Raw genomic sequence first — 24,090 nt, 5'->3', positions numbered from 1 at the left:
TCGTCCCTCCCGCATCGTCCTATCCGGCGATGCCCCGCTGCGCGGCCAGCTCTCGGAGGCCTTCCGCGAGCCGTCGCACGCCTTCCTCGAAGACGGCGTCGTCACCGTTGGTGCCGTACATCACTCGAATGTAGCCCTCCCCGGCCTGGGCGAACCAACTGCCGGGAGAGACGCCGAGAGCCTGGGTCGTCACGAGATGGCGGACGACCTCGACGGAGGTGCCGAGGGCGCGGACGTCGACCCAGTGATAGAAACCGCCCTGGGGCATGCGGCAGATCACGCCGTGAATACCCTGCAGGGCGTCGAACACGTGGCGGCGGCGGGCGTCGTAGCGGGCGAACCACTCGTCGGTGTAGGCGGGGTCCTCGTACGCGGCAGCGACGCCGTACTGCGCGAAGGTGTTGGTGGGTCCGACATAGTTGAACGTCGCGGTCTTGAGGATCGGCATGATCTCGGCGGGGGCGACGACGTATCCCACTCGGAACCCGGTGAGGCCCAGGTCCTTCGAGGTTCCGAACACGGTGATCGTCCGTTCCCGCATCCCGGGGAGCGTCGCGAAGGTGACGTACTCGCGGTCGTCGTAGACCTGGCGCTCGAAGTCCTGATCGACCACGACGCCCAGATCGAACTCCTCGGCCAGGGCGGCGAGAGCCTCGAGGGTCTCCCGGCGGTACACCGTGCCGGTCGGGTTGTTGGGGTTCGTGATGACGATGCAGCGCGTGCGGTCCGTGATCCGGGCGCGCACCTCGTCGATGTCCAGTTCGAAGTCATCGTCGGGGGAGGTCGGCACCTCGACGTTCACGGCACCGATCTGGTGGACATCGTTGAAGTTCTCGCTGAAGCCGGGGCCGGTCGTCAGCACTTCGTCGCCCTGGTTGGGGCGGACGCAGATGCGGATCGCGAGGTACAGCCCGAAGGCCGAGCTCGGACAGACCATGAGCTCGGTGTCCGGGTCCACCTCCATGCCGTTGAAGTCGCGCAGCTTGGCCACCAGCGCGTCGCGCAGCCGGGGCTCGGCGTATCCGTTCGCGAGGGAGTAGTGGGTCTTGCCCTCGTCGAGCGCGCGCTTGGTGGCCTCGATCACGTGCGAGGGGATGCAGGGATCCGGTGCGAACGGATCCGCGCCCATCATCATGATCTTGCGGCTCTCGTCGATGTCGGCGAAGAGGGAGAAGTCGGGGGAGGCGAGGGTTCGCCAGGAGTCGTCGATGCGCATCAGGAACGTCGCCTTCGGGTCGGGGTGGGGGAGGTCGGCGACGCATCGTCGAGCGCGAGGACGTGCCGGAGCGGGCTCTGGTCGGCCAGGCGTCCGATCGAGATCATCGCCTCGGAGTCCTCGATCCCCGGGATGGTCCAGACGTGCTCGATCAGGAGGCGCTGCAGGTCCGCGTGATCGCGCACGCGGAAGCGGGCCATGAGGTCGTAGCGCGACGCGAGGACGAGCACCTCGGTGAGCGACGGGATCTTCCGCAGCTCGGTGATGACGTCGAGAGCGTCGGCCGACGCCGTCAGCTTGATCGGCATGACCACGAGCAGCGGATAACCGAGCGCCGCCCAGTCGAGCTCGATCGTCCGACGCCGGATCACATGGCCGCGCTCGAGCCGCGCGATCCGTTCCGCGACCGCAGGGGCGGACATCCCCACCTCGGCCGCGAGGGTGCGGATCGGCTGCCGCGCGTCCTCGTGCAGGTGCTGCAGGAGCTGTCGGTCGACGTCATCGAGGTCGAGAGGCTCGCGGTCCGGCTCGAGGATCTGGCGGAGGCCCGGAGCCTCGTCGGGTGCTCCCTCGCCGGGGCGGGGGTTCGCGGTTTCACTCATGGCTGCGGGTCCCCGTCAGCGAAGCCGGCCGCGTCGAGTTCGCGCAGCACGTCGAGGGTGAACTGCACGTGCTGGAGGTAGTCCTCCACATAGCCGTGCTCGTCATACCCGTGCATGTTGCCTTCGGGGCGGAGCGTCCCCGTGGGGGAGATGATCGGTGCGCCGAGATGATCGAGGAAGATGGCACCCGGTCCCGCTCCGGTCATCACGTCGTAGACGACCGGCTCATCGCCGAAAGCGCGCCGCGCGGCGCGCTGGACCGCGACGCCGAAGGCGGAGTCCACGGGCGAGTAGGCGGGCTCCATCTCGCGGATCAGCGACACCTGCATCTCCGGAACCCGCGCCTGCAGGTGGCGGGTGACGGCGGCGAGAGCGGTACGCGGCTCCATGCCGGGGACGAGGCTGAACCGCACGCGCGCGGTGCAGGAGGCCGGAATGCTCTGGCGGACGGCGTCGTCGAGATCGAAGCCGGAGAGGCTCATCGACGGCTCGTAGATGAATCGGGTGCGCAGCTCGTCCTCCGCCACGCGCGGATGCGGATCGATACCGGGTCGAGCGATCGAGTCGCCCGGCACCGCGATGTCCTGGGTCCGGTGCCGCGCTTCGGCGTCCGGCCGGAGCGCCCCGTCGGCGAAGCCCTCGACGGCGATCCGCTGGTCGGGCGTCTGCAGCGATGCGATGGCGGCCATCATCTCCAGCGGAGCCGAGCGGAGAACGGACGCGTACGACGGATGCTGGTGCGCCGCCAAGAGGTCCAGGCGCAGCTCGATCTCGAGGGCACCGCGGCAGCCGAATCCGATCGCGGGACGCCCGCTCTCCTCCCGCAGGTAGCTCTCCCAGAGGCAGGCGTCGGATCGAAGGTCCGTCGCGTGGGCGGCCAGGACGTCGGCCAGCCCCGGGCTCCCGATCTCTTCGCACGGATCGGCGAGGTAGATGACGGAGTACGGCAGCTCGCCGTCGTTCTCCTCGATCCACAACTCGAGCGAGATCAGCCGCCCGGCCGCGTCGGCCTTGTCGTCGCAGGCACCGCGGGCGTACATCGCTCCGTCTCGGATCTCCGCCTCGAACGGCCCCGAGGTCCAGCGTTCCGGATCGCCCGCGGGCTGGACGTCGTAGTGGTTGTAGAGCAGCAGCGTGCGCTCGCTGCCGCCGGCACGGAACCCCACGACGACGGGGCCGTAGCCGGGGATCTCATAGCGATCCACTCGGTCCATGAGCGGCCTCAGCCGCTTCTCCAGCCAGTCGGCCGCCTCTCCGATCGCGGCAAGGTCGCCCGCCACCGTCGGGATGCGGCACAGGGCCTGCCACTCGGCGACGATCTCGGCCGCGCGTGCCTGGATACGGGCGTCCCGACCGGCGCCACCGGTCGGCATCACGCGCCCCGAGGGAGGGAGACCGGAGTGAGTTCGTACGGATAGTCCGTGATCAGCTCATAGCCGTCCTCGGTGACCCGCACGATGTCCTCCAGCCGCACGCCGCCGAAGCCCTGGCGGTAGCAACCCGGCTCGATCGCGATGACGTCGCCCACCACGAGCACGGCATCGTTCTGGTTGAGGCTCGGCGCTTCGTGGACTTCGAGGCCGATACCGTGCCCCAGGCTGTGGAAGTAGCCCTCATCGAGCACTTCGCCCGGCTTCTTGGAGAGTTGCGTGGGCTGCCCCGCCCGCTCGATCGGCTCGCACGAGATGCGGTGGAGCTCGGCGACCGGAAGACCCGGACGGATGGCCGCGAGCGTCGCGTCGAACGACTCCTTCACGATGCGGTAGTAGAAGGCGAGCTCCTCGTTGATCTCGCCTTTGACGAACGTCCGGGTCATGTCGGAGTTGCCGCCCGAGACCACATCTCGGGGGCAGATGTCCACCGTCACGGGCTCACCGGCGAAGATCTGACCCGAGCCGGCGTGGTGGCCGATGCAGGTCTGCGCCCCGTGGGCGACGATCATGCCGGCGTCCTCGCAGCCGTTGCGGAGATAGGCGGCGCGGATGCCCTCCTTGAGCCACTCGCACGTGAGCGGCTGACCATCGAGGAGCAGGCCTCCGTCGCTGCCGATCTCGGCGCGATCGAGTGATGCCGCCACGAAGGAGACGCCGGCTTCGGCGGCCACCTGGGCCCGCCGGATCCCGGCCAGCTCTTCGGGGGTCTTGACTCTCCGACGCATGACGAACAGCTCACGGTCCACGCGGAGCTCGATCCCGTGCTCACGCAGATGGTCGGCGACCTCGAGGGGGAACGTCGGGGGCACCGAAGCGCTCGTGACCCCGGTCCGTCGGCACGCCTCGACGAGGGCGTTGAGCTCTGCCGTATCGGGATCCTGACCCGCGGCGCGGAGGTCGTCGTAGCCCAGTTCCTCCAGCGGGAAGACGGTCATCCCCTCCACCTCGCGCATGCGCGCGGCCTCCAACGACTTGATCGCGGTGTACCGAGCACCGTGCGTCTCGATGTAGAGGAACGGGTCGTGCACCTCGTGAGGGATCACGTGCCGCATGTCGGCCGATTCGGTGCTCGCGTACATCAGAACGGTGTCGTTGCTCACCGTAACTCCTTCCCCGACCGCCGGAACCGGCGATACGAAGGGAACCGTATCATCCTGCCGTCACATGTAAGGCACAGGAGCGATCTGAAGAGAGCTCTGAAAGGCAAGGGCCACCCCTCGCCGAACAGGATGCGTAAGCCTCCACCCGCGATGTGACCATCGTGGACCGCCGGAATTGTGCAGATCCGATCACCCGCAGCTCCCAACATGGGGGATCTGCACAACCGAGGGGCGGGGATTGTTGCCGCCTTGTAACGGTTTGCCGTTCGACGCGGTCCGCGACGACGACGACGTTTATGGTCGACTCATCCACGTGACCGCAGCCCGGGCGCTCGCCCGGTAGTCACGCACGACTGCGGCACGTTCGACTGCACATGGAGGAAAAATGTCGAGACGACGCTGGGGCCTTGCCGGCCTCGCGCTCGCATCCGTGGTGTCGCTGACCCTCGTCGGTTGCTCTCCGAGCTCCACCGACCCGGGCACGTCGCCGAGCGCGGGTGCCAGCGACGCGATCATCACCACGAACGGTAACGAGCCGCAGGCTCCGCTCATCACCTTCGGAACGACCGAGGTCGGTGGTGGCAAGATCCTGACGTCGATCTACGCGGGTCTGGTCAGCTACTCCGCCAACGGTGAGCCCGTCAACGAGGTCGCCGACTCGATCGAGAGCGACGACAACATCACCTGGACCGTCAAGATCAAGGACGGCTGGACCTTCACCAACGGCGAGGCGATCACCGCCAAGACGTTCGTCGACACGTGGACCACTGCCGCGCAGGACGCCGCCGGCGCCTACTGGTACTCCAACGTCGAGGGCGTCTCCGAGGACGGGAGCACTGAGCCGACCGGCTTCGCCGTCGTCGACGACAGCACCTTCACGGTCAAGCTCAAGCAGGCCGAGGCCGACTGGCCGCTGCGTCTCGGGTACACGGCCTACATGCCGCTGCCCTCGGTCGCGTTCGAGGACATCGAGGCCTTCGGTGAGAACCCGATCGGCAACGGTCCCTACAAGCTCGAAGGTGAAGGCGCCTGGCGCCACGACGAGGGCATCAACCTCGTCAAGAACGAGGACTACAAGGGTGTTCGCGAGGTGAAGAACGCGGGACTGAACATCGTGTTCTACACGTCGCTCGACGCGGCCTACGCCGACGCGCGCACCGGAAACCTCGACGTCCTCGACGCCGTGCCCGACACGTCGTTCGCCTCGTTCGAGACCGACTTCCCGGACCGGAACGTCAACCAGCCCGCCGCGATCTACCAGGGCTTCAACATCCCGTTCTACATCGACCACTTCGCCAACGACGAAGAGGGCAAGCTCCGCCGCGCCGCGATCTCGATGTCGATCAACCGCGACGAGATCACCGACAAGATCTTCCTTGGCACCCGTACCCCGGCCACCGACTTCACGTCGCCGGTCGTGGACGGCTGGACCGACGATCTGGCCGGCTCCGAGGTGCTCGCCTACAACCCCGAGGAGGCCAAGAAGCTCTGGGCCGAGGCGGATGCCATCTCCCCGTACGACGGCACGTTCACGCTCGCGTACAACTCGGATGGTGGACACCAGGGCTGGGTGGACGCGGTGACCAACTCCATCGCCAACACGCTCGGCATCAAGGCGGAGGGACTGCCCTTCCCGACCTTCGCTGCAGCGCTCGACAAGCGCACCAGCGGCACGCTGGAAGGCGCCACTCGCGCCGGCTGGCAGGCGGACTACCCGTCGCAGTACAACTTCCTCTCGGCGCAGTACTCGACCGGCGGAAGCTCCAACTACGAGGGCTACTCGAGCAAGGACTTCGACGCCAAGCTCGCCGAGGCCACGGCTGCCGGGTCGCTGGACGAGTCGACGGCGCTCTACAAGCAGGCGCAGGAGATCCTGATGAAGGACCTCCCGAGCGTGCCGCTCTGGTACTCCAACGCCGTGGGCGTGTGGGCCGAAGGCGTGCAGAACGTCGTCTTCGGGTGGGACTCCGTCCCGCTGTACCACGAGATCACCAAGGGCTGAGCCCTCACTGATGGCGTGAACCGGTGCCCGGGGTGCGCGACACCCCGGGCACCGGTTCCGTCATGTGAGGGCATATGCTCTTTGAGTCCATGTCCGCCGAGAACCGCCGAGAGTAGGAATCGTCGATGCTGTGGTTCATCGGTCGACGGCTGTTGCAGCTGATCCCCGTCTTCTTCGGGGCGACCTTCCTCATCTACTTCATGGTGTTCTCCCTTCCGGGGGACCCCATCGCCGCGCTGTTCGGCGACCGCCAGCCCTCCCAGGCCGCGATCGATGCGATCCGTGCGCAGTACAACCTCGATCAGCCGCTGATCGTGCAGTACGTGCTCTACATCGGCGACCTCCTGCAGGGCAACTGGGGGACGACGTTCTCCGGCCAGCCCGTCGCCGAGGTCATGGCTCGCGCCTTCCCGATCACCGCGCGGCTGGCCATTCTCGCCCTGGCCATCGAGGCCGTCTTCGGGATCGTCGTCGGCCTCGTCGCCGGACTGCGCAAGGGCAAGATCTTCGACGCCAGCGTGCTCGTGATCAGCCTCCTGCTCATCTCCGTGCCGACGTTCGTCATCGGCTTCGTTCTGCAACTCGTCGTCGGTGTGCAGCTCGGGTGGGCTCGTCCCACCGTGAGCCCCGCCGCCCCCTGGAACGAGCTGATCCTTCCCGCCATCGTCCTGGCCTCGGTCTCCTTCGCCTACATCGTGCGTCTGACCCGGTCCAGCGTCGCCGAGAACCTCTCAGCCGACTACGTCCGCACGGCCACGGCCAAGGGGCTCAGCCGCCCCCGTGTTGTCACGGTCCACGTGCTCCGCAACTCCCTCGTCCCCGTCGTGACTTTCCTCGGCGTGGACCTGGGTTCGCTCATGGTCGGGGCGATCGTCACCGAGGGCATCTTCAACATCAACGGCGTCGGGGGAACGATCTACCGGGCGATCATCATCGGAGAAGGCCCGACGGTCGTCTCTTTCGTGGCGATCATGGTCGTCGTCATCATGATGGCGAACCTCCTGGTCGATCTCCTCTACGCCTGGCTCGACCCGAGGATCCGCTATGCCAAGTGATCACCGCCCCGCCCCGCAGACGCACATCGTCGCACCCCTGGACGAGACACCGATCGCGCCGGTCGATGCCGTCGACGTCGATTCCAAGCCCCGCACCGTCTGGGGCGATGCGTGGGAGCTGATGCGGCGTCGACCGCTGTTCTGGGTCTCCTCGGTGCTGATCGTCCTCATCCTGCTCGTCGCGATCTTCCCCAGCTTCTTCGCGCCCTTCCCGCCCAACGCGCAGTGCTTCCTCGCCAACAGCGACGGCGGCCCGCAGCCCGGCCACCCCTTCGGATTCACGCGTCAGGGATGCGACGTGTACTCGCGTGTCGTCCACGGCGCGCAGGCGTCGGTGCTGGTGGGCGTGCTCGCCACCCTGATCGTCACGATCTTCGGCGGCGTCGTGGGTGCCATCGCCGGCTACTACGGCGGCTGGCTGGACGCCGTCCTCTCCCGCATCGGCGACGTGTTCTTCGCCATCCCGACCATCCTCGGTGCGATCGTGCTGATGTCGGTGTTCCCCGAGCGAAACGCACTGCTGGTCGCCCTCGTGATCGCGGTCTTCGCCTGGCCGCAGATCGCGAGGATCATGCGCGGCGCGGTCCTCAGCGCCAAGCAGTCCGATTACGTCATCGCCTCCACCGCCGTCGGGGTCTCGCGCTTCCGCATCCTCGTGCGTCACGTGCTCCCCAACGCGATCGCGCCGGTCATCGCCGTGGCGACCGTCTCGCTCGGCACCTACATCGTCGCCGAGGCCACCCTGTCGTTCCTCGGTCTGGGGTTCCCGTCCAGCGTGATGTCGTGGGGCAACGACATCGGACAGGCGCGCGTCTCGATCCTCACCAACCCGATGACGATGATCTATCCCGCCGCGGCGCTGTCGCTGACGGTGCTGTCGTTCCTCATGCTGGGCGACGTCGTCCGGGATGCCCTCGACCCGAAGGAGCGTTCGCGCCGATGAGCGAGACCCCTGTCAGCGCCTCGAACGTGTCGCCGCTGCTCGAGATCCGTGACCTCCATGTCAGCTTCCACACGAAGTCCGGCCTCGTTCCTGCCGTGCGTGGCGTCGACCTCACGATCTATCCACGGCAGTCGGTCGCGATCGTCGGTGAGTCGGGTTCGGGCAAGTCGACGACCGCTCAGGCGATCATCCGTCTCCTGCCCGGCACGGGAGAGGTGACCCAGGGGTCCATCATGTTCGGCGGGCGCGACCTCGCCACCCTCTCGCCGCGCGAGCTCCAGCGCGTGCGCGGATCGCAGATCGGCTACGTGCCGCAGGACCCGATGTCCAACCTCAACCCCGTCCTGACCGTTGGCTATCAGGTGGAGGAGGCGGTCCGCAACAACGGCTCGGTGCGGGGCCGCCGGGCCGTGAAGGACCGCGCGATCGAGGTGCTCAACGAGGCCGGGCTCCCGAACGCCTCGGAGCGGATGCGGCAGTATCCGCACCAGTTCTCGGGAGGAATGCGCCAGCGCGCCCTCATCGGCATCGGGCTCGCCGCCCGCCCCCAGCTGCTCATCGCCGACGAGCCGACTTCGGCCCTCGACGTGACGGTGCAGCGGCAGATCCTCGACCATCTGGGGGAGCTCACGGAGGAGTTCGGCACGACCGTCCTCTTCATCACGCACGACCTGGGCCTTGCCGCCGAGCGTGCCGAGCACCTCGTCGTGATGTACCGGGGCCGCGTCGTGGAGTCGGGTCCGTCGCAGGAGATCCTCGCGGCGCCGCAGCACCCCTACACGCAGCGACTCGTCTCGGCCGCGCCGAGCCTCGCCTCGCGCCGCATTCAGGCCGTCCGCCACCACGACGAGGTCGACGTCTTCGGCGCCGGCGAGGAGTTCCTCGAGCGGGCCCAGGTGCGCGAGGCCGAGGCGGAGTCCGCCGCGACGACCGGGGCTCAGAACCTCATCGAGGTCGTCGGCGCCCGGAAGGTCTACAAGGTCCGCACCGGCGGACTGCGCACGAAGGACGTCGTCGCTGTCGACGACGTCAGCTTCTCCGTCGCCAAGGGCACCACGACCGCGGTCGTCGGCGAGTCCGGATCGGGCAAGTCCACGCTCGCGCGGATGATCCTGCAACTGGAGCAGCCCACGAGCGGCTCGATCCTCTTCGACGGCAAGAAGCAGGAGCGTCTCAGCAAGCGCGAGATGCTCGCGTTCCGTCGCCGCGTGCAGCCGGTCTTCCAGGACCCCTACGGCACGCTCGACCCGCAGTACAACGTGGGGGACACGATCTCCGAGCCCTTGCGCGTGCACGGCGTCGGCGACCGAGCGAGTCAGCGCGCGCGGGTGCGGGAACTGCTGGATCAGGTGGCTCTGCCCGCCGCCGCTCGCGACCGGTATCCCAGTGAGCTCTCCGGAGGCCAGCGGCAGCGCGTCGCGATCGCTCGCGCCCTCGCGCTCAAGCCCGAGGTGCTCGTGCTCGACGAGGCGGTCTCGGCGCTCGATGTGCTCGTACAGGGCCAGATCCTCACCCTCCTCACCGAGCTGCAGACCGAACTCGACCTCACCTACCTGTTCATCACGCACGACCTCGCGGTGGTGCGTCTGGTGGCCGACAACGTGTGCGTCATGCGCGCGGGTCGCCTGGTGGAGTCGGCGACGACCGACGAGGTGTTCGACCAGTCGCAGGACCCCTACACGCGGGAACTGCTCGCAGCCATCCCGGGCGCGGGCTTCGAGTTCGCCCAGTGACCGATCGACCCGAGGCGCGGTCGCCGCGCCCGACGGTGTTGCGCGCGACCTCGTCGCTCGTGGCGTTCTGGGCCGTCGTCGGCCTCGTGGTCCTCCTCATGGCCGATGCGGCGTTGCGCGGCAGCCTCGACTTCCTGCTTCGCTGGTCGGCCCTCGTGGGTCTCGTGGTCTGGGGCTTCTGGGTGCTGCTCTACCACTCCAGCATCCGGATCGAGCGGGATCACCTCGTCGTGGTCAACCTGCTGCGCGTGCACCTGATCCCGTGGCGGCAGGTCCGGGCGATCGTTGAGAAACCCCAGATCAGAATCGAACTCGCCGACGGCACGCGACGGGACTGCTGGGGCGCTCCGTTCGCCTCCCGACCGGGTCTGCGGGGACGCGAGACCGGTCCGAGCCCAGCCGTGCAGCTCTTGGAGAGCGCGAGGGAATCCGCCCCGGAATCCGGTGCCGTCGCGTCGTCGGGGTGGGACCTGCGGGCCCTCGCCGTGGGGTGCATTCTGCTCGCTCTGGCCCTGCTTGCGCTGATGATTGTGCGTCCGTGATGTAAAGATCATGAAACGACATGTTCAACGCAGGGGTCCATTCCGTTCGACCTTTGTTACCGTTGACGAGGCTGCGGGGCAGCGAGCGCGAGGCAAGCGCTCGGTCGAATCCCCTCGGCGTGAGAAAGGACCCGACTCCGCGTGACGCTTTACCTCCTTCGTCGGGTCATCAACTACCTCATCCTGACGCTCGTGGCGACCTCCCTCGCCTACATGCTCGCCAGTATCGGCTTGAACCCCGCGCGGCAGTTCCAGCTGCGCAATCCTCCGGTGCCGAAAGAGACGGTCGACTCCATCCTCGATCGCCTGGGCGTCAATCGTGAGGTCCCGCTCATCGTCCGTCTCGGACGGTGGCTCTGGAATCTCTTCACTCAGGGCTCGCTCGGTCTCACCGTCGGCAACCAGCCCGTCATCGACCAGATCTGGGTGCGCGCCGGCGTCAGTCTTCAGCTCCTGTTGATCGGTTCCCTCATCGGCGCGATCCTCGGCGTCATCCTCGGTGTGTGGGGAGCGGTGCGCCAGTACCGGATGAGCGACCGCATCGTGACGATCGTGTCGTACCTCGTCTTCGCCACGCCGACCGTCGTCATGGCGATCCTGCTGATGATCGTGGCGACGAACTTCAACCAACTCGTCGGGTCACAAGTCATCCGGTTCAGCGGTCAGTACTCCCCGGGCATACCCGACGAGTTCTGGCCGCAACTGGGCGATCGCCTCTCCCACCTGCTGCTGCCGACGCTCGTGCTGGTCCTCGCGGCCGCCGCCTCGTACAGCCGCTATCAGCGCAACGCCATGCTCGACGTCCTCGGCGCGGACTACATCCGCACCGCCCGCTCCAAGGGGCGCACCCGCGGCTCGGCACTCGTGCGTCACGGCGTCCGTGTCGCGCTGATCCCGATGTCCACCTTCTTCGCGTACAGCTTCGGAACCCTCGTCGCCGGATCCACGATGCTCGAAGTCATCTTCAGCTGGCACGGCATGGGGGAGTGGGCCATCCAGGCCGTGCGGCAGGAGGACATCAACGCCCTCGCCGGTTCCACCATGTTCGTCGCGGTACTCATCCTGTGCTCGTCGACGCTGTCCGAAGTGCTGTACGCAGCCCTGGACCCGAGAGTGAGGCGCTGACGTGTCGTTCTCCCCCCAACAGGTCGAGCAGAGCCAGGAACTCATCGAGGTCCGGCGTCCGCTTTCCCGCGCCCGCGTGGTGTGGCGCCGACTGCGCTCGTCCAAGCAGTTCTGGATCGGCGGCGTGGTCCTCACCGCGATCGTCCTCTGGGCGATCTTCGGACCCATGCTGTGGCCGATCAGCCACACCGAGCGCGACTACTTCGCCCTCAACCAGGCGCCGAGCCTGGCCCACCCGTTCGGCACCGACACGCTGGGATACGACATCTTCGCCCGAGTGATGGCGGGTCTTCGCATCTCCCTCATCGTGGGGTTCGTCGCGGGTCTGCTCGCCACGGCGATCGCGGCGATCGTCGGGTCGATCGCCGGCTACCTGGGCGGCTGGGCGGACAAGGTCATCGCCTGGTTCATCGACCTGCTGCTGGTGCTGCCGTCGTTCTTCATCCTCGTGCTGCTGTGGCCGTTCTTCCGCAGCGCCAGCTGGATCGTCATGACCTTCTTCCTCGCGCTGTTCGGCTGGATGATCATGGGCCAGGTCATCCGTTCACAGACGCGGTCGCTGCGCGAGCGCGAGTTCGTCAAGGCGGCCCGCTACATGGGCTTCGGGTCGTGGTCGGTCGTCACGCGGCACATCGTCCCCAACGTCGCGTCGCTCCTCATCATCGACGCGGCCCTCGGGGTCGGTGCCATGATTCTCGCCGAGACGAGCCTCAGCTACTTCGGCTTCGGTGTTCCGGCACCTGACGTGTCGCTCGGTGTGCTCATCGCCGACGGCAACACCGCGGCAGCGACCCGTCCGTGGCTGTTCGCGTTCCCTGCCAGCGTCCTCGTGCTGCTGCTGCTGAGCCTGAGCCTGCTCGGCGACGCCCTTCGCGATGCCATCGATCCGACCTCGGGAGTCAACCGTGGCTGAAAACCTCAACGCTCCGCTCCTGGAGGTCAAGAACCTCACGGTGACCTTCCCGCAACGAGACGGGTCCCCCGTGCGCGCCGTGCGCGACGTCAGCTACACGATCCACGAGGGCGAGTTCCTCGGCATCGTCGGCGAGTCCGGCTCGGGCAAGTCGGTCTCGTCGCTGGCCATCATGGGCCTTCTTCCCGACACCGCCCAGATCGAGGGCGAGATCCTCTTCCGCGGCAGGAACCTGCTCGATCTCGACGATCGCCGGTTCTCGAAGATCCGCGGTTCCGAGCTCGCCATCATCTTCCAGGATCCGCTCTCCGCCCTCACTCCGGTGTACACGGTCGGCGACCAGATCGCGGAGGGCCTGCGGCTGCACGACCGGCGCCTGAGCGCGCAGGCGGCGCAGAAGCGGGCGATCGAACTGCTGAAGATCGTCGGGATCCCCGACCCCGAACGTCGCGTCCGGGCCTTCCCGCACGAGTTCTCCGGGGGAATGCGCCAGCGCGCCATGATCGCCATCGCGATCGCGAACAACCCGCGCCTCATCATCGCCGACGAGCCGACGACGGCGCTCGACGTCACGATCCAGGCGCAGATCATGGAAGTGCTCGAGGAGGCCAAGCGCCTCACCGGCGCCGCGGTGTCGCTGATCACGCACGACCTCGGTGTCGTGGCGGGTCACGCCGACCGGGTGGGCGTCATGTACGCGGGGAAGCTCGTCGAGATCGCCGACGTCGACACCCTCTTCAGCCAGCCGGCGATGCCCTACACCGTGGGCCTCCTGCGCTCCGTGCCCAACATCCGCACCGCCGGGACCGAACGCCTCGTGCCGCTGGAGGGTCGTCCGCCGCAGTTGTCCGCCCTCCCGCAGGGATGTCCGTTCGCCGACCGCTGTCCTGCCGCCATCGCCGTGTGCCGCGAGATCGAGCCCGAGCTCGTGCACCCCACCGGCGTCGAAGGTCACCAGGCCGCGTGCCACCGGGCGGGCGAGATCGCGGCGGGCACACTGCCCCGTGCCGAGATCTTCCCGCGACCGCCGGCGCTGCCGGAGGCCGTGAAGGCGGAGACGAGCGACGAGCCCATCGTCGAGGTGGATGATCTCGTGAAGCACTTTCCGCTCACGCGGGGAGGGGTCTTCCGGCGGCAGGTCGGAACCGTCCGCGCCGTCGACGGTGTGTCCTTCGACCTCAAGCCCGGTCGGGTGCTCGCGCTCGTCGGAGAGTCCGGGTGCGGGAAGACCACGACGATCCTCGAGCTCATGGAGCTGATGGCGCCGCAGGGCGGCAACATCCGCTTCGAGGGACGCGACGTGGGCAGCCTCACCGCATCCAGCCGTCGCGCGCTGCGCAAGGACATCCAGATCGTCTTCCAGGACCCCGCCGCCGCCGTCGATCCGCGACTGCCCGTCAGTGAAGTGATCGCCGAGCCGCTGCTGGCCCACAAGGTCCCGCCGCGTCAGCGCGAGGCCCGAGTGATGGAGCTGTTGAACCTCGTGGGGCTCGACCCGGCGATGGCAGACCGCTACCCGCACGAGTTCTCCGGAGGCCAGCGGCAGCGGATCGGCATCGCGCGTGCGCTCGCGACCAACCCGAAGGTGCTCGTCCTCGACGAACCCGTCTCCGCTCTGGACGTTTCGATCCAGGCAGGCATCATTAACCTCCTGCAGGACCTGCGCGACCGGCTGGGGCTCTCGATGATCTTCGTCGCGCACGACCTCGCCGTCGTGCGTCAGCTGGCCGATGACGTGGCGGTCATGTATCTCGGACGCGTGATCGAGGCCGGGCCGATCGCGGAGGTCTTCATGAACCCGCGGCACCCCTACACGCAGGCCCTCATGTCGGCGGCACCGATCCCGGACCCCCGGATCGAGCGCACTCGCGAGCGGGTCCTGCTCGACGGGGACCTCCCCAGCCCCGCCGTTCAGATCGACGGTTGCCGCTTCCGCACGCGATGCCCCCTCTACAAGATCCTGGATGAGGCGTCGCAGCAGAAGTGTCGTACCGAGTACCCCGCTTTCGACGTGCGCGGCGATGTCGAGATAGCCTGCCACCACGTCGACAAGAACACCCTCGTCGCGGTCTGACGAGGATTCACAGACTTCCGTCGCGTGCGACGGGACACCAGAGAGGAAAAACGCACATGAACCGCAAGACAGCAGTTGCGGCCCTCGCCGTGCTCAGTGCCGGAGCGCTCTTGCTCTCGGCCTGCGCCGGCGGAGGGACGCCGACCAACACGTCTCCTGCGCCGTCCGAGCAGCCCACGTTGGCGACCGTCGCTTACGAGCAGGTGCCGGGTTCGGACGTGAAGCAGGGCGGCACGCTCAACCTGTCGATCCTGAGCACGCCGACCGACGAAGGAAACTGGAACCCCAACCACGCCAAGGCCGCCAACGTCGAGGTGCAGAACCTCCTCGCCCCGACGCTCGGCAACCTCGGTGAGGTGACCGAGGACGGCAAGGTCGTCGCGAACCCGAACTACGCCACGTCGGTCGAGCTCACCAGTGAGTCGCCGCAGGTCGTCACGGTCAAACTGAACGACAAGGCGGTCTGGGAAGACGGCTCGCCGATCACGGCAGACGACTGGAAGGCCACGCTCGACTCCGCCGGTAACACCGACGACGGCTACGAGGTCATCCCGTCCTCCGTCTTCGCGCAGATCGACAAGGTCGAGGTCGTCAGCGACGCCGAGTTCACGGTGAGCTTCAAGGCGACCTTCGCCGACTGGGCGAACCTCATGCTCGTCCCCGTCATCCCGGCCTCGATCGCCAACGACAAGGACGCGTTCAACACGGGCTACACCAACAAGCCCATCCCCACGGCGGGCCCGTACAAGGTCGACAAGGTCGACAACGACGCCGCCATCTACACGATGGTCCCGAACCCCAACTGGTGGGGCGAGGACAAGCCGAAGCTCGACTCGATCACGTGGAAGCGCATCGCGCAGGAGGCTCTGCCCCAGTCGTTCGCGAACGATGAGATCGACTACCTCGAGATCCAGACCCCGGACGCTCTGGCCACGGCCGAGTCGAAGTCGGGCGCGGTCATCCAGCGCTCGGGTGGTCTGACCTGGTCGCACCTCACGTTCAACGGCAAGTCGGCTCCGTTCGACGACGCCAACGTCCGCAAGGCCGTCGCCTCGGCGATCGACCGCGAGCTCATCGCGCAGGTGGCCAACACGCCGCTCGGCGCGCCGGCCGCGACGCTGGGTGACTGGATCTTCATGCCCGGTCAGGACGGCTACATCGACGCGTTCGGTGAGAAGTACCAGCGCAGCGAGGAGAAGGTCAAGGAGTACCTCGAGGCCTCGGGCTACACCAAGAACGGCCAGAACTGGGAGAAGGACGGTCAGAAGCTGACCTTCGCGATCATCGTTCCCGCCGGCACGCAGTCGAACATCAACCGCGCTCTGGGCATCCAGGACGCGCTGAAGGAGTTCGGCATCGAGGTCACGATCGACGAGTCGCCCGCCGAGGACTACTTCGTCAACATCTCCGAGGGCAAGTACCAGGCCGCCACGTTCGGCTGGCAGGGTACGCCGTTCCCGATCTCGTCGTCCGAGACGATCTACTACCCGGAGCAGGAGTTCGGTGACCAGAACGGTCAGAACTACTCCTTCTTCACGGACGACCGCCTCAAGCCGCTGTTCGACAAGGCGAACGCCGAGCTCGACCCGGCCGCGCGCATCAAGATCGCGAACGAGATCAGCGGCGTGATCGCTGACTACCTGCCGAGCATCCCGATCTACCCCTACCCGGAGGTCGCTGCGACCGACGAGGGTCTGGTCAACTTCGGCAAGGCGACGTTCAAGTCGACCGACTGGTCGATCGTGGGCTACAAGGGCTGACGCCCTTCGCGCCCGAACGGGGCGGGATTCTACGGAATCCCGCCCCGTTCCGCGTCCCGTCCGGGCTCACGATCGGCGGATCGCGCGGTCCGGGGCGCCGCACAGGGTATCCTGGAACGTCGGCCGCGCACAGATCTGCTGCGCGGGCTCTCCGACATCGACCTCATCGACACCCTCCGCAAGGACCACCTCTATGGCGCATGCCCTCCGTCCGGATCTCCGAAACGTCGCGATCGTCGCACACGTCGACCACGGCAAGACGACGCTCGTCGATGCGATGCTGCGCCAGACAGGCTCCTTCGGCGAGCACGCGCACGTCGAGGAGCGGGCGATGGACTCGAACGACCTGGAGCGTGAGAAGGGGATCACGATCCTCGCCAAGAACACCGCGATCACCTACAACGGCGCGCACACCGACGTGCCCGTCACGATCAACGTGATCGACACCCCGGGCCACGCCGACTTCGGTGGCGAGGTCGAGCGCGGGCTGTCGATGGTCGACGGTGTCGTCCTTCTCGTCGACGCCAGCGAGGGGCCGCTGCCGCAGACGCGCTTCGTTCTCCGCAAGGCGCTGGAGGCGAAGCTCCCCGTCATCCTGCTCGTCAACAAGACCGACCGCCCCGACGCGCGGATCGCCGAGGTCGAGGAAGAGGCGCACGATCTCCTGCTCGGTCTCGCGTCCGACCTCGTCGATGACGTTCCCGACCTCGACGTCGACGCCCTCCTGGACGTGCCGATCGTCTACGCCTCCGGCCGCGCCGGCGCCGCGTCGCGCAATCGCCCCGAGAACGGGTCGCTGCCCGACAACGACGATCTCGAGCCGCTGTTCGAGGCGATCCTCGCCCACGTCCCGGCTCCCTCCTATGACGACGAGGCCCCGCTGCAGGCGTGGGTGACCAACCTCGACTCCTCACCGTTCCTGGGTCGTCTCGCGCTCCTGCGCGTCTTCAACGGCACCCTCAAGAAGGGCCAGACGGTCGCGTGGGTGCGTCACGACGGGTCGCACACCACCGCGCGGATCACCGAGCTCTTGAAGACCCGCGCGCTCGAGCGTTACCCAGCCGAGTCCGCCGGCCCCGGCGACATCGTCGCCATCGCCGGCATCGAGGAGATCACGATCGGTGAGACGATCGCCGATCCCGAGGATGTCCGCCCGCTTCCCGCGATCACGGTCGACGACCCGGCCATCTCGATGACGATCGGCACCAACACCTCGCCGCTCGTGGGCAAGGTCAAGGGTCACAAGCTCACGGCGCGAATGGTGAAGGACCGCCTCGACCGCGAGCTGATCGGAAACGTGTCGCTCAAGGTCGTCGACATCGGACGTCCGGACGCGTGGGAGGTGCAGGGTCGCGGCGAGCTCGCGCTCGCGATCCTCGTCGAGAACATGCGGCGCGAGGGCTTCGAGCTCACCGTCGGCAAGCCGCAGGTGGTCACCAAGAAGATCGACGGAAAGACCTACGAGCCCTTCGAGCACCTGACGATCGATGCTCCGGAGGAGTACCTCGGCGCGATCACGCAGCTCCTGGCGACGCGTAAGGGTCGCATGGAGACGATGACGAACCACGGCACCGGTTGGGTCCGGATGGAGTTCGTCGTCCCCTCGCGTGGGCTGATCGGCTTCCGCACCGAGTTCCTCACCACGACCCGCGGCACCGGCATCGCCAACGCGATCTCGCACGGCTACGAACCGTGGGCCGGTCACATCTCCACCCGTCAGAACGGGTCGATCGTCGCCGACCGATCCGGCGTCGTCACTCCGTTCGCGATCATCGCCCTGCAAGAGCGCATGTCGTTCTTCGTCCAGCCGACCGAAGAGGTCTACGAGGGCATGGTCATCGGCGAGAACTCCCGCGCCGACGACATGGATGTGAACATCACGAAGGAGAAGAAGCTGACGAACATGCGCTCGTCGACGGCCGACTCCTTCGAGTCGATGACGCCGCCGCGAACGCTGTCGCTGGAGGAGTCGTTGGAGTTCGCCCGAGACGACGAGTGCGTCGAGGTGACGCCGGAGAAGGTGCGAATCCGAAAGGTCGTGCTCGATGCGACCGAGCGTGGTCGCGCCGCCGCGCGGCTCAAGCGCCAGGACGCGAACGCCTGATCCCGCGGGCGGCGCCCGCCGTCGCCATGGCACCGTCGCTCAGCGCCGGATGATCCGATCGACGGCCTTGCCGCGGGCGAGTTCATCGACGACCTTGTCCAGCAGGCGGATGTTCCGCAGGAGCGGGTCTTCGACCTCCTCGACGCGCACGCCGCACACGACCCCGGTGATCGACGCGATCGTCGCCGGCGGCCTCGCGTCATCGAAGAAGACCCGGAACGTCGACTGCGCGTCGAGGTGCCGGTGGATCTCGTCATCGTCGAGGCCGGTGATCCAGCGGATCACCTCATCCAGCTCGTCGCGGGTGCGTCCCTTCCGTTCGACCTTGGACACATAGAGCGGATACACCGACGCGAAGGTCATACGTTCGATGCGACTGTTCATGAGGGCAGTCTGCCGTCAGCGCACTTCGGACACCAACACCGCCGTGGTGTCGTGCTCCCACGCTTCGAACACGTGCGGGGCATCACCGCGATATCGCATGTAGTCGCCCGGATGGAGCACGACGGGTTCGCCGGCGGGGCCCACCGAGGCGCTGCCGCTGATCAAGACGACGTGTTCCGTGGTTCCCGATGAGTGGGGGAGTGAACGGCGGGGCTCTCCCGGCTGTGCTCGAAGGAAGTAGAGGTCGCTGCGCGCGTGCGGAGCGCCGGCAGCGAGGAGGAACGCCTCGTAGGGGGCGTCGCTCGCGCGGATACCCGGTCGGTCCGCTGCCCGCACGACGTGAGTCTGCGCGCTCGGGGCATCGACGAAGACGGAAAAGGGCACGTCGAGCGCCGTGGCGATCGCCCAGAGGGTCTCGACACTGGGGTTCCCGGCGCCGGACTCCAGCTGCGACACGGTGGCCTTCGCCACCCCTGCCCGGCGCGCGAGCTCTGCGGCACCCAGCCCGGCGCGCTCCCGTTCCCGCCGGAGGGCGCGAGCGATCCGCGCGCCGAGCGTGACTGCCGAGTTCCCGTTGGTGTCCTCCGGGGCTGTCTCATCCATTCGTTCATTATGGCGAACGATCGGATGATTTGACGAACAATGCTCGACCGAGCATCATGCTGACCATGCCTTCGTCCTCCCCACCGGCCGACTCCGACGTGCGCCGCGCCCGGCGGGAGGGTGCCGGCGTCGCGATCGCGACGAGCGCGTACGGGGTCTCGTTCGGAGCGCTGTCGGTCGCGTCGGGACTCGATGTCTGGCAGACCTGCGTTCTCAGTCTTCTGATGTTCACGGGCGGATCGCAGTTCGCCTTCGTCGGTGTGATCTCTGCGGGTGGACTCGCCGCGGCACCGGCGGCGATCGCCTCCGCGGGCCTCCTCGGCGCGCGCAACATCGCGTATGGGCTGCGGATGTCGCCGGTGATCGGGCCGGGCGCCGCGCGTCGCACAGTCGCCGCCCAGCTCACGATCGACGAGTCCACCGCGGTTGCCTTGGCCCAGCCGACGCCGCGTGCCCGCGTCGTCGGTTTCTGGGTGACGGGCATCGGCATCTGGATCGGCTGGAATCTGTCGACCCTCGCGGGGGCCCTTCTGGGGGACGTGCTCGGGGATCCCCGGACCTATGGACTGGATGCCGCCGCTGCGGCGGCATTCCTCGCTCTCCTGTGGCCGCGACTCCGGCGACGTCAGGCCGTTGCCGTCGGCGTCGCCGCCGCGGTCGTGGCCGCGGCGCTGACGCCCATCGTGATGCCGGGCCTGCCCGTGCTCGTGGCTGCGGGGGTCGCCGTCGTCGTCGGCTGGTTCAACTGGTTCAGCAACGGCCGTGCCGAAGAGGTCCCGACCCGTGGGAGGGCCTCGTGACGATGTGGACGGCCGTTCTCGTGGCCGCGATCCTGTGCGTGACGCTGAAGGGCGTCGGGTACCTGGTGCCCGCCCGGTGGTTCGATGCTCCCGCTCCCTCCCGGATCACCGACCTCCTCACCGTCGCGTTGCTGTCGGCGCTGGTGGTCGTGCAGGCCCTCGGCCTCGGACAGAGCATCGTGGTGGATGCGCGGGTGCCGGCACTCCTCGTGGCCGGAGGGCTGCTCGCGATGCGGGCTCCCTTCCTGGTCGTCGTGGTGGCGGCCGCGGCCGTGGCGGCAGGACTGCGTGCCATGGGCTGGGCGGCGTGATCGTCCGCGCCGACGCCTAGACTGACCGGGTGAGTACGCGTCTGTCCCGCTGGGGGTCCTGGATCGTGGCCCTCGTCGTCGGCGTCGTCTTCGGCGTCGCCGGGACGATTGGGCAAGGCTCGATGTGGGGCAGCGTGCCGATCGGCCTCATCGTCGCCCTCATCGGCACGACGGCCATCCTCCTCGGGGTTCGGCTGCTCACCGGTGACCGATGGGCCGCGCTGGCGACCGGAATGGGCGCGATGATCGCGACGCTCGTCTTCTCGGGCCGGGGCCCCGGGGGATCCGTGGTGGTTCCGGCGCCGGCCGAGGGCGCCCTGTCCACCGGCATCATCTGGACGATCGGGGTGCCGATCATCGTCGCCCTGGTCGTCGCCTGGCCGTCGCCTGCGAGGCTGCACCGGCGCGACTGACCTCTGTCAGTGCCGCGCATCGAGAGCGGTGGCGGAGGCGGACGCGCACCCGTGGCATGGGCCGACCGTCGATGCTGACGAACTAGACTTGAGGCGTGACGTATGTGATCGCCCTGCCCTGCGTGGATGTGAAGGACCGTGCGTGCATCGACGAGTGTCCCGTCGACTGCATCTACGAGGGTGAGCGTTCCCTGTACATCCACCCCGACGAGTGCGTGGATTGCGGCGCCTGCGAGCCGGTGTGTCCCGTCGAGGCGATCTACTACGAGGACGATCTGCCCGAGGAGTGGCAGGACTACTACACCGCCAACGTCGAGTTCTTCGAGGACATCGGGTCTCCCGGCGGCGCGGCCAAGGTGGGCGTGATCGCCAAGGACCATCCCGTCATCTCTGCCCTCCCGCCCCAGTCGCACTGATGGGCGTCGCAGATCTCGACGAGTATCCCTGGGACGCTGTCGCCCCTTTCGCCGCACGTGCCCGTTCACACCCGGACGGCATCGTCGACCTGTCGATCGGCTCGCCCGTCGATCCCACGCCGGAACTGGTCGCCCGCGCGCTACGAGAGGCCACCGACGCCCACGCCTACCCGCAGACGACCGGCACCCCGGCTCTTCGCGAGGCGATCGTCGACTGGTACGCCCGACGCCGGGGCGTTCCCGGACTGACGCCCGCGCACGTTCTCCCCACCGTCGGCTCGAAGGAACTCGTCGCGCTGCTGCCGCTCCTGCTCGGCCTCGAGTCCGGTGACACCGTCGTGCATCCCCGTGCCGCCTATCCGACCTACGCGGTCGGAGCGAAGCTCGTGGGGGCGCGTGCCGTCGCGTCCGATGATCCGGGCGAGTGGCCGGAGGGAACGAGACTCGTCTGGATCAACTCACCCGGAAACCCCGACGGGCGCGTCCTCGGGGTCGACGAACTGCGTGTCGCTGTCGCGCGTGCGCGCGACCTCGGTGCCGTCCTTGCATCGGATGAGTGCTACGCCGAGCTGGGCTGGGACGGCCCGTGGGCGCGGGAGCGGGTGCCGAGCGTGCTCGATCCGGCCGTCACGGATGGTGACCTCACCGGCCTGCTGTCGGTCTACTCCCTCAGCAAGCAGTCGAACCTCGCCGGTTACCGTGCCGCGTTCCTCGGCGGCGACGAGTCCCTGGTGTCCCGTTTGCTCACCGCGCGCAAACACCTCGGCCTCATGCTTCCGGCGCCGGTGCAGGCGGCGATGACGGCTGCACTGGCCGACGACGTGCACGTCGCCCGGCAGAAGGAGCTGTACCGAGCGCGACGGAGCGTGCTGAGGCCCGCCCTGGAAGCGGCAGGATTCCGGATCGATCACAGCGAGGGCGGTCTCTACCTCTGGGCGACGGCGGGCGAGGACGCATGGGAGTCGCTCGGTGCTCTCGCCGATCGAGGGATCCTGGCCGGCCCCGGTCACTTCTACGGAACCCACTTCCCCGATCACGTGCGCTTCTCGCTCACCGCGAGCGACGAGCGGATCGAGGCTGCGGCGCGGCGCCTGCGCGCTTAGAGGAATCCTCCCGTGCTGGGGCCGTTCCTTTGGTGACGATCTGAGTAGGCCGCAGAGCCCACTAGGCTGTAATGACGCCCAGTTCGACCGCAAGGAGGCTTCGTGAGCGAGTCGGGAACCCCCCAGCAGGCCACCGTCACCATCGGTGACCGCACCGCCGAACTTCCCGTCCTGACGGGGACCGAGGGCACTCCCGCCGTCGACTTCTCGACGTTCACGAGACAGACCGGCCATACAGCCCTGGACTACGGGTTCGTCAACACGGCCGCCACCAAGTCGGCGATCACCTTCATCGACGGCGACGAGGGGATCCTGCGCTACCGCGGCTACCCGATCGAGCAGCTCGCTCAGAACAGCACGTACCTCGAAGTGGCGTGGCTCCTCCTCTACGGCGATCTCCCCACGGCCGACCAGCTCGCCGAGTGGGACGAGAAGATCCGTCGGCACACACTGCTTCACGAAGACCTCAAGCGGTTCTTCTCGGCGCTCCCGCACACCGCTCACCCCATGTCGATGCTCTCGGCGGCCACGGCGGCCCTCTCGACCTACTACGAAGGCCAGTCCGACCCGAACGATCCCGACCACGTCGAGCTCAACACGATCCGGCTGCTCGCCAAGCTCCCGGTGATCGCCGCCTACGCGCACAAGAAGAGCATCGGTCAGGCCTTCCTGTACCCGGACAACTCGTTGAGCTTCGTCGACAACTTCCTCAAGCTGAACTTCGGGGTCCTTGCCGAGATCTACGACGTCAACCCGGTCACCTCCCGTGCGCTCGAGCGTCTGCTGATCCTGCACGAGGACCACGAGCAGAACGCCTCCACCTCGACGGTGCGATTGGTGGGGTCGACGGGCGCCAATCAGTTCTCCTCGGTGTCGGCCGGCATCAACGCGTTGTACGGCCCCCTCCACGGCGGCGCGAACGAAGCCGTGCTCGACATGCTGGCGCGCATCCGCGATTCGGGCGAGACCGTGCAGCGTTTCGTTGAGCGGGTCAAGAACAAGGAAGACGGGGTGAAGCTCATGGGCTTCGGACACCGCGTCTACAAGAACTACGATCCGCGCGCGAAGCTCGTCAAGGAGTCGGCCGACGAGGTGCTGGCCGAACTCGGCGTGCACGATCCGTTGCTGGATCTGGCGAAGGAGCTCGAGGAGATCGCGCTCAACGACGACTACTTCAAAGAGCGCCGCCTCTACCCGAACGTGGACTTCTACACGGGTGTCATCTACAAGGCGATGGGATTCCCCACCCGGATGTTCACCGTCTTGTTCGCGATCGGTCGGCTCCCGGGTTGGCTCGCACACTGGCGTGAGATGCAGCTGGATCCGCAGACCAAGATCGGTCGCCCGCAGCAGCTGTACACCGGCTCCGCCGCGAGGAACTATCCCGGACTCGGCTGAGACCGCCTCGCGCAGGCGGGGAGGGATGGGCGGTCGTGGCCGGCGCCGCACGCACAGTCG

22 protein-coding genes are annotated in these 24,090 nt (G+C 67.7%); 16 read left to right on the top strand and 6 right to left on the bottom strand.

The window, feature by feature from the left end; all coding sequences use genetic code 11:
* Positions 1 to 19: 19 nt before the first annotated feature.
* From QM591_RS12700 to QM591_RS12685, 4 genes are read right to left on the bottom strand one after another with little or no spacing between them, the layout of a single operon-like run.
* Entirely contained in the window at positions 20 to 1,216 is a 1,197-nt protein-coding gene (locus tag QM591_RS12700; RefSeq protein WP_415132753.1) for a pyridoxal phosphate-dependent aminotransferase, read from the bottom strand.
* Entirely contained in the window at positions 1,216 to 1,818 is a 603-nt protein-coding gene (locus QM591_RS12695; RefSeq protein ID WP_415132752.1) for an Lrp/AsnC family transcriptional regulator, read from the bottom strand. Before QM591_RS12695 ends, QM591_RS12700 begins: the two co-directional genes overlap by 1 nt.
* A complete protein-coding gene (locus tag QM591_RS12690; protein WP_415132751.1) occupies positions 1,815 to 3,191 on the bottom strand; it encodes a M20/M25/M40 family metallo-hydrolase in 1,377 nt (458 codons plus the stop codon). The genes QM591_RS12695 and QM591_RS12690 overlap by 4 nt, the downstream gene beginning before the upstream one ends.
* Entirely contained in the window at positions 3,191 to 4,351 is a 1,161-nt protein-coding gene (locus QM591_RS12685; protein WP_415132750.1) for a M24 family metallopeptidase, read from the bottom strand. Before QM591_RS12685 ends, QM591_RS12690 begins: the two co-directional genes overlap by 1 nt.
* A 385-nt stretch (positions 4,352 to 4,736) precedes the next feature.
* On the opposite strand from QM591_RS12685, the gene QM591_RS12680 reads away from it, so the two are divergent.
* From QM591_RS12680 to typA, 10 genes are all read left to right on the top strand, one after another.
* Complete coding sequence (locus QM591_RS12680) at positions 4,737 to 6,353, top strand: peptide ABC transporter substrate-binding protein (RefSeq protein WP_415132749.1); 1,617 nt, start codon at positions 4,737 to 4,739, stop codon at positions 6,351 to 6,353.
* A gap of 125 nt (positions 6,354 to 6,478) precedes the next feature.
* Positions 6,479 to 7,408, top strand: coding sequence for an ABC transporter permease (locus QM591_RS12675; RefSeq protein ID WP_415132748.1), 930 nt, complete (start codon positions 6,479 to 6,481; stop codon positions 7,406 to 7,408).
* Positions 7,398 to 8,351: an ABC transporter permease gene (locus tag QM591_RS12670; RefSeq protein ID WP_415132747.1), complete on the top strand. Its 954-nt coding sequence runs from the start codon at positions 7,398 to 7,400 to the stop codon at positions 8,349 to 8,351. Before QM591_RS12675 ends, QM591_RS12670 begins: the two co-directional genes overlap by 11 nt.
* Positions 8,348 to 10,084: a dipeptide ABC transporter ATP-binding protein gene (locus QM591_RS12665; protein ID WP_415132746.1), complete on the top strand. Its 1,737-nt coding sequence runs from the start codon at positions 8,348 to 8,350 to the stop codon at positions 10,082 to 10,084. The genes QM591_RS12670 and QM591_RS12665 overlap by 4 nt, the downstream gene beginning before the upstream one ends.
* The gene (locus tag QM591_RS12660) at positions 10,081 to 10,626 is read left to right on the top strand and encodes a hypothetical protein (RefSeq protein ID WP_415132745.1); all 546 of its coding nucleotides are present in this window, start codon (positions 10,081 to 10,083) and stop codon (positions 10,624 to 10,626) included. Before QM591_RS12665 ends, QM591_RS12660 begins: the two co-directional genes overlap by 4 nt.
* A gap of 141 nt (positions 10,627 to 10,767) precedes the next feature.
* Complete coding sequence (locus QM591_RS12655; protein WP_415132744.1) at positions 10,768 to 11,751, top strand: ABC transporter permease; 984 nt, start codon at positions 10,768 to 10,770, stop codon at positions 11,749 to 11,751.
* A gap of 1 nt (position 11,752) precedes the next feature.
* Positions 11,753 to 12,664, top strand: coding sequence for an ABC transporter permease (locus tag QM591_RS12650; protein ID WP_082829002.1), 912 nt, complete (start codon positions 11,753 to 11,755; stop codon positions 12,662 to 12,664).
* A complete protein-coding gene (locus tag QM591_RS12645) occupies positions 12,627 to 14,738 on the top strand; it encodes a dipeptide ABC transporter ATP-binding protein (protein WP_415132743.1) in 2,112 nt (703 codons plus the stop codon). The genes QM591_RS12650 and QM591_RS12645 overlap by 38 nt, the downstream gene beginning before the upstream one ends.
* 56 nt (positions 14,739 to 14,794) lie before the next feature.
* The gene (locus tag QM591_RS12640; protein ID WP_415132742.1) at positions 14,795 to 16,498 is read left to right on the top strand and encodes an ABC transporter family substrate-binding protein; all 1,704 of its coding nucleotides are present in this window, start codon (positions 14,795 to 14,797) and stop codon (positions 16,496 to 16,498) included.
* Positions 16,499 to 16,691: 193 nt separating this feature from the next.
* Positions 16,692 to 18,602 carry a translational GTPase TypA gene (gene typA, locus QM591_RS12635; protein WP_067161102.1) on the top strand — a complete coding sequence of 637 codons (1,911 nt, stop codon included), beginning with the start codon at positions 16,692 to 16,694 and terminating at the stop codon, positions 18,600 to 18,602.
* A 39-nt stretch (positions 18,603 to 18,641) separates the two neighbouring features.
* On the opposite strand, the gene QM591_RS12630 is transcribed toward typA, so the two are convergent.
* Both QM591_RS12630 and QM591_RS12625 read right to left on the bottom strand, forming a co-directional pair.
* Positions 18,642 to 18,986: a DUF2200 domain-containing protein gene (locus tag QM591_RS12630; RefSeq protein ID WP_415132741.1), complete on the bottom strand. Its 345-nt coding sequence runs from the start codon at positions 18,984 to 18,986 to the stop codon at positions 18,642 to 18,644.
* Between the two features lie 15 nt (positions 18,987 to 19,001).
* On the bottom strand, positions 19,002 to 19,589 hold the full coding sequence (locus QM591_RS12625) for a helix-turn-helix domain-containing protein (protein WP_415132740.1): 588 nt from the start codon (positions 19,587 to 19,589) through the stop codon (positions 19,002 to 19,004).
* A gap of 65 nt (positions 19,590 to 19,654) precedes the next feature.
* Here QM591_RS12625 and QM591_RS12620 point away from each other — a divergent pair, with 65 nt between their 5' ends.
* The 6 genes from QM591_RS12620 to QM591_RS12595 all read left to right on the top strand — a co-directional run bounded on the left by QM591_RS12620 (position 19,655) and on the right by QM591_RS12595 (position 24,030).
* The gene (locus QM591_RS12620; RefSeq protein ID WP_415132739.1) at positions 19,655 to 20,389 is read left to right on the top strand and encodes an AzlC family ABC transporter permease; all 735 of its coding nucleotides are present in this window, start codon (positions 19,655 to 19,657) and stop codon (positions 20,387 to 20,389) included.
* A complete protein-coding gene (locus QM591_RS12615) occupies positions 20,386 to 20,700 on the top strand; it encodes an AzlD domain-containing protein (RefSeq protein WP_415132738.1) in 315 nt (104 codons plus the stop codon). The genes QM591_RS12620 and QM591_RS12615 overlap by 4 nt, the downstream gene beginning before the upstream one ends.
* Before the next feature lie 29 nt (positions 20,701 to 20,729).
* On the top strand, positions 20,730 to 21,113 hold the full coding sequence (locus QM591_RS12610) for a DUF6113 family protein (protein WP_415132737.1): 384 nt from the start codon (positions 20,730 to 20,732) through the stop codon (positions 21,111 to 21,113).
* Positions 21,114 to 21,208: 95 nt separating this feature from the next.
* Positions 21,209 to 21,529, top strand: a complete 321-nt coding sequence (fdxA, locus tag QM591_RS12605) for a ferredoxin (protein WP_067161086.1) — start codon at positions 21,209 to 21,211, stop codon at positions 21,527 to 21,529.
* A complete protein-coding gene (dapC, locus tag QM591_RS12600) occupies positions 21,529 to 22,632 on the top strand; it encodes a succinyldiaminopimelate transaminase (protein WP_415132736.1) in 1,104 nt (367 codons plus the stop codon). Before fdxA ends, dapC begins: the two co-directional genes overlap by 1 nt.
* A 102-nt stretch (positions 22,633 to 22,734) precedes the next feature.
* Entirely contained in the window at positions 22,735 to 24,030 is a 1,296-nt protein-coding gene (locus QM591_RS12595; protein ID WP_415132735.1) for a citrate synthase, read from the top strand.
* Positions 24,031 to 24,090: the final 60 nt, after the last annotated feature.

Origin of the sequence: Microbacterium sp. (assembly GCF_047607225.1) — a bacterium.
Taxonomy (GTDB): domain Bacteria; phylum Actinomycetota; class Actinomycetes; order Actinomycetales; family Microbacteriaceae; genus Microbacterium.
The sequence above is the reverse complement of the archived record's forward strand: the minus strand, read 5'-3'. Positions and strand labels throughout refer to the sequence as shown.

Bases quoted from the DNA above. Each gene is read 5' to 3' on its own strand.
- QM591_RS12700 (WP_415132753.1), bottom strand. From the start codon at position 1,216: ATGCGCATCGACGACTCCTGGCGAACCCTCGCCTCCCCCGACTTCTCC.
- QM591_RS12680 (WP_415132749.1), top strand. From the start codon at position 4,737: ATGTCGAGACGACGCTGGGGCCTTGCCGGCCTCGCGCTCGCATCCGTG.
- QM591_RS12630 (WP_415132741.1), bottom strand. From the start codon at position 18,986: ATGAACAGTCGCATCGAACGTATGACCTTCGCGTCGGTGTATCCGCTC.
- QM591_RS12640 (WP_415132742.1), top strand. From the start codon at position 14,795: ATGAACCGCAAGACAGCAGTTGCGGCCCTCGCCGTGCTCAGTGCCGGA.
- dapC (WP_415132736.1), top strand. From the start codon at position 21,529: ATGGGCGTCGCAGATCTCGACGAGTATCCCTGGGACGCTGTCGCCCCT.
- QM591_RS12665 (WP_415132746.1), top strand. From the start codon at position 8,348: ATGAGCGAGACCCCTGTCAGCGCCTCGAACGTGTCGCCGCTGCTCGAG.
- typA (WP_067161102.1), top strand. From the start codon at position 16,692: ATGGCGCATGCCCTCCGTCCGGATCTCCGAAACGTCGCGATCGTCGCA.
- QM591_RS12690 (WP_415132751.1), bottom strand. From the start codon at position 3,191: ATGCCGACCGGTGGCGCCGGTCGGGACGCCCGTATCCAGGCACGCGCG.
- QM591_RS12670 (WP_415132747.1), top strand. From the start codon at position 7,398: ATGCCAAGTGATCACCGCCCCGCCCCGCAGACGCACATCGTCGCACCC.
- QM591_RS12645 (WP_415132743.1), top strand. From the start codon at position 12,627: ATGCCATCGATCCGACCTCGGGAGTCAACCGTGGCTGAAAACCTCAAC.
- QM591_RS12625 (WP_415132740.1), bottom strand. From the start codon at position 19,589: ATGGATGAGACAGCCCCGGAGGACACCAACGGGAACTCGGCAGTCACG.
- QM591_RS12620 (WP_415132739.1), top strand. From the start codon at position 19,655: ATGCCTTCGTCCTCCCCACCGGCCGACTCCGACGTGCGCCGCGCCCGG.
- QM591_RS12675 (WP_415132748.1), top strand. From the start codon at position 6,479: ATGCTGTGGTTCATCGGTCGACGGCTGTTGCAGCTGATCCCCGTCTTC.
- QM591_RS12695 (WP_415132752.1), bottom strand. From the start codon at position 1,818: ATGAGTGAAACCGCGAACCCCCGCCCCGGCGAGGGAGCACCCGACGAG.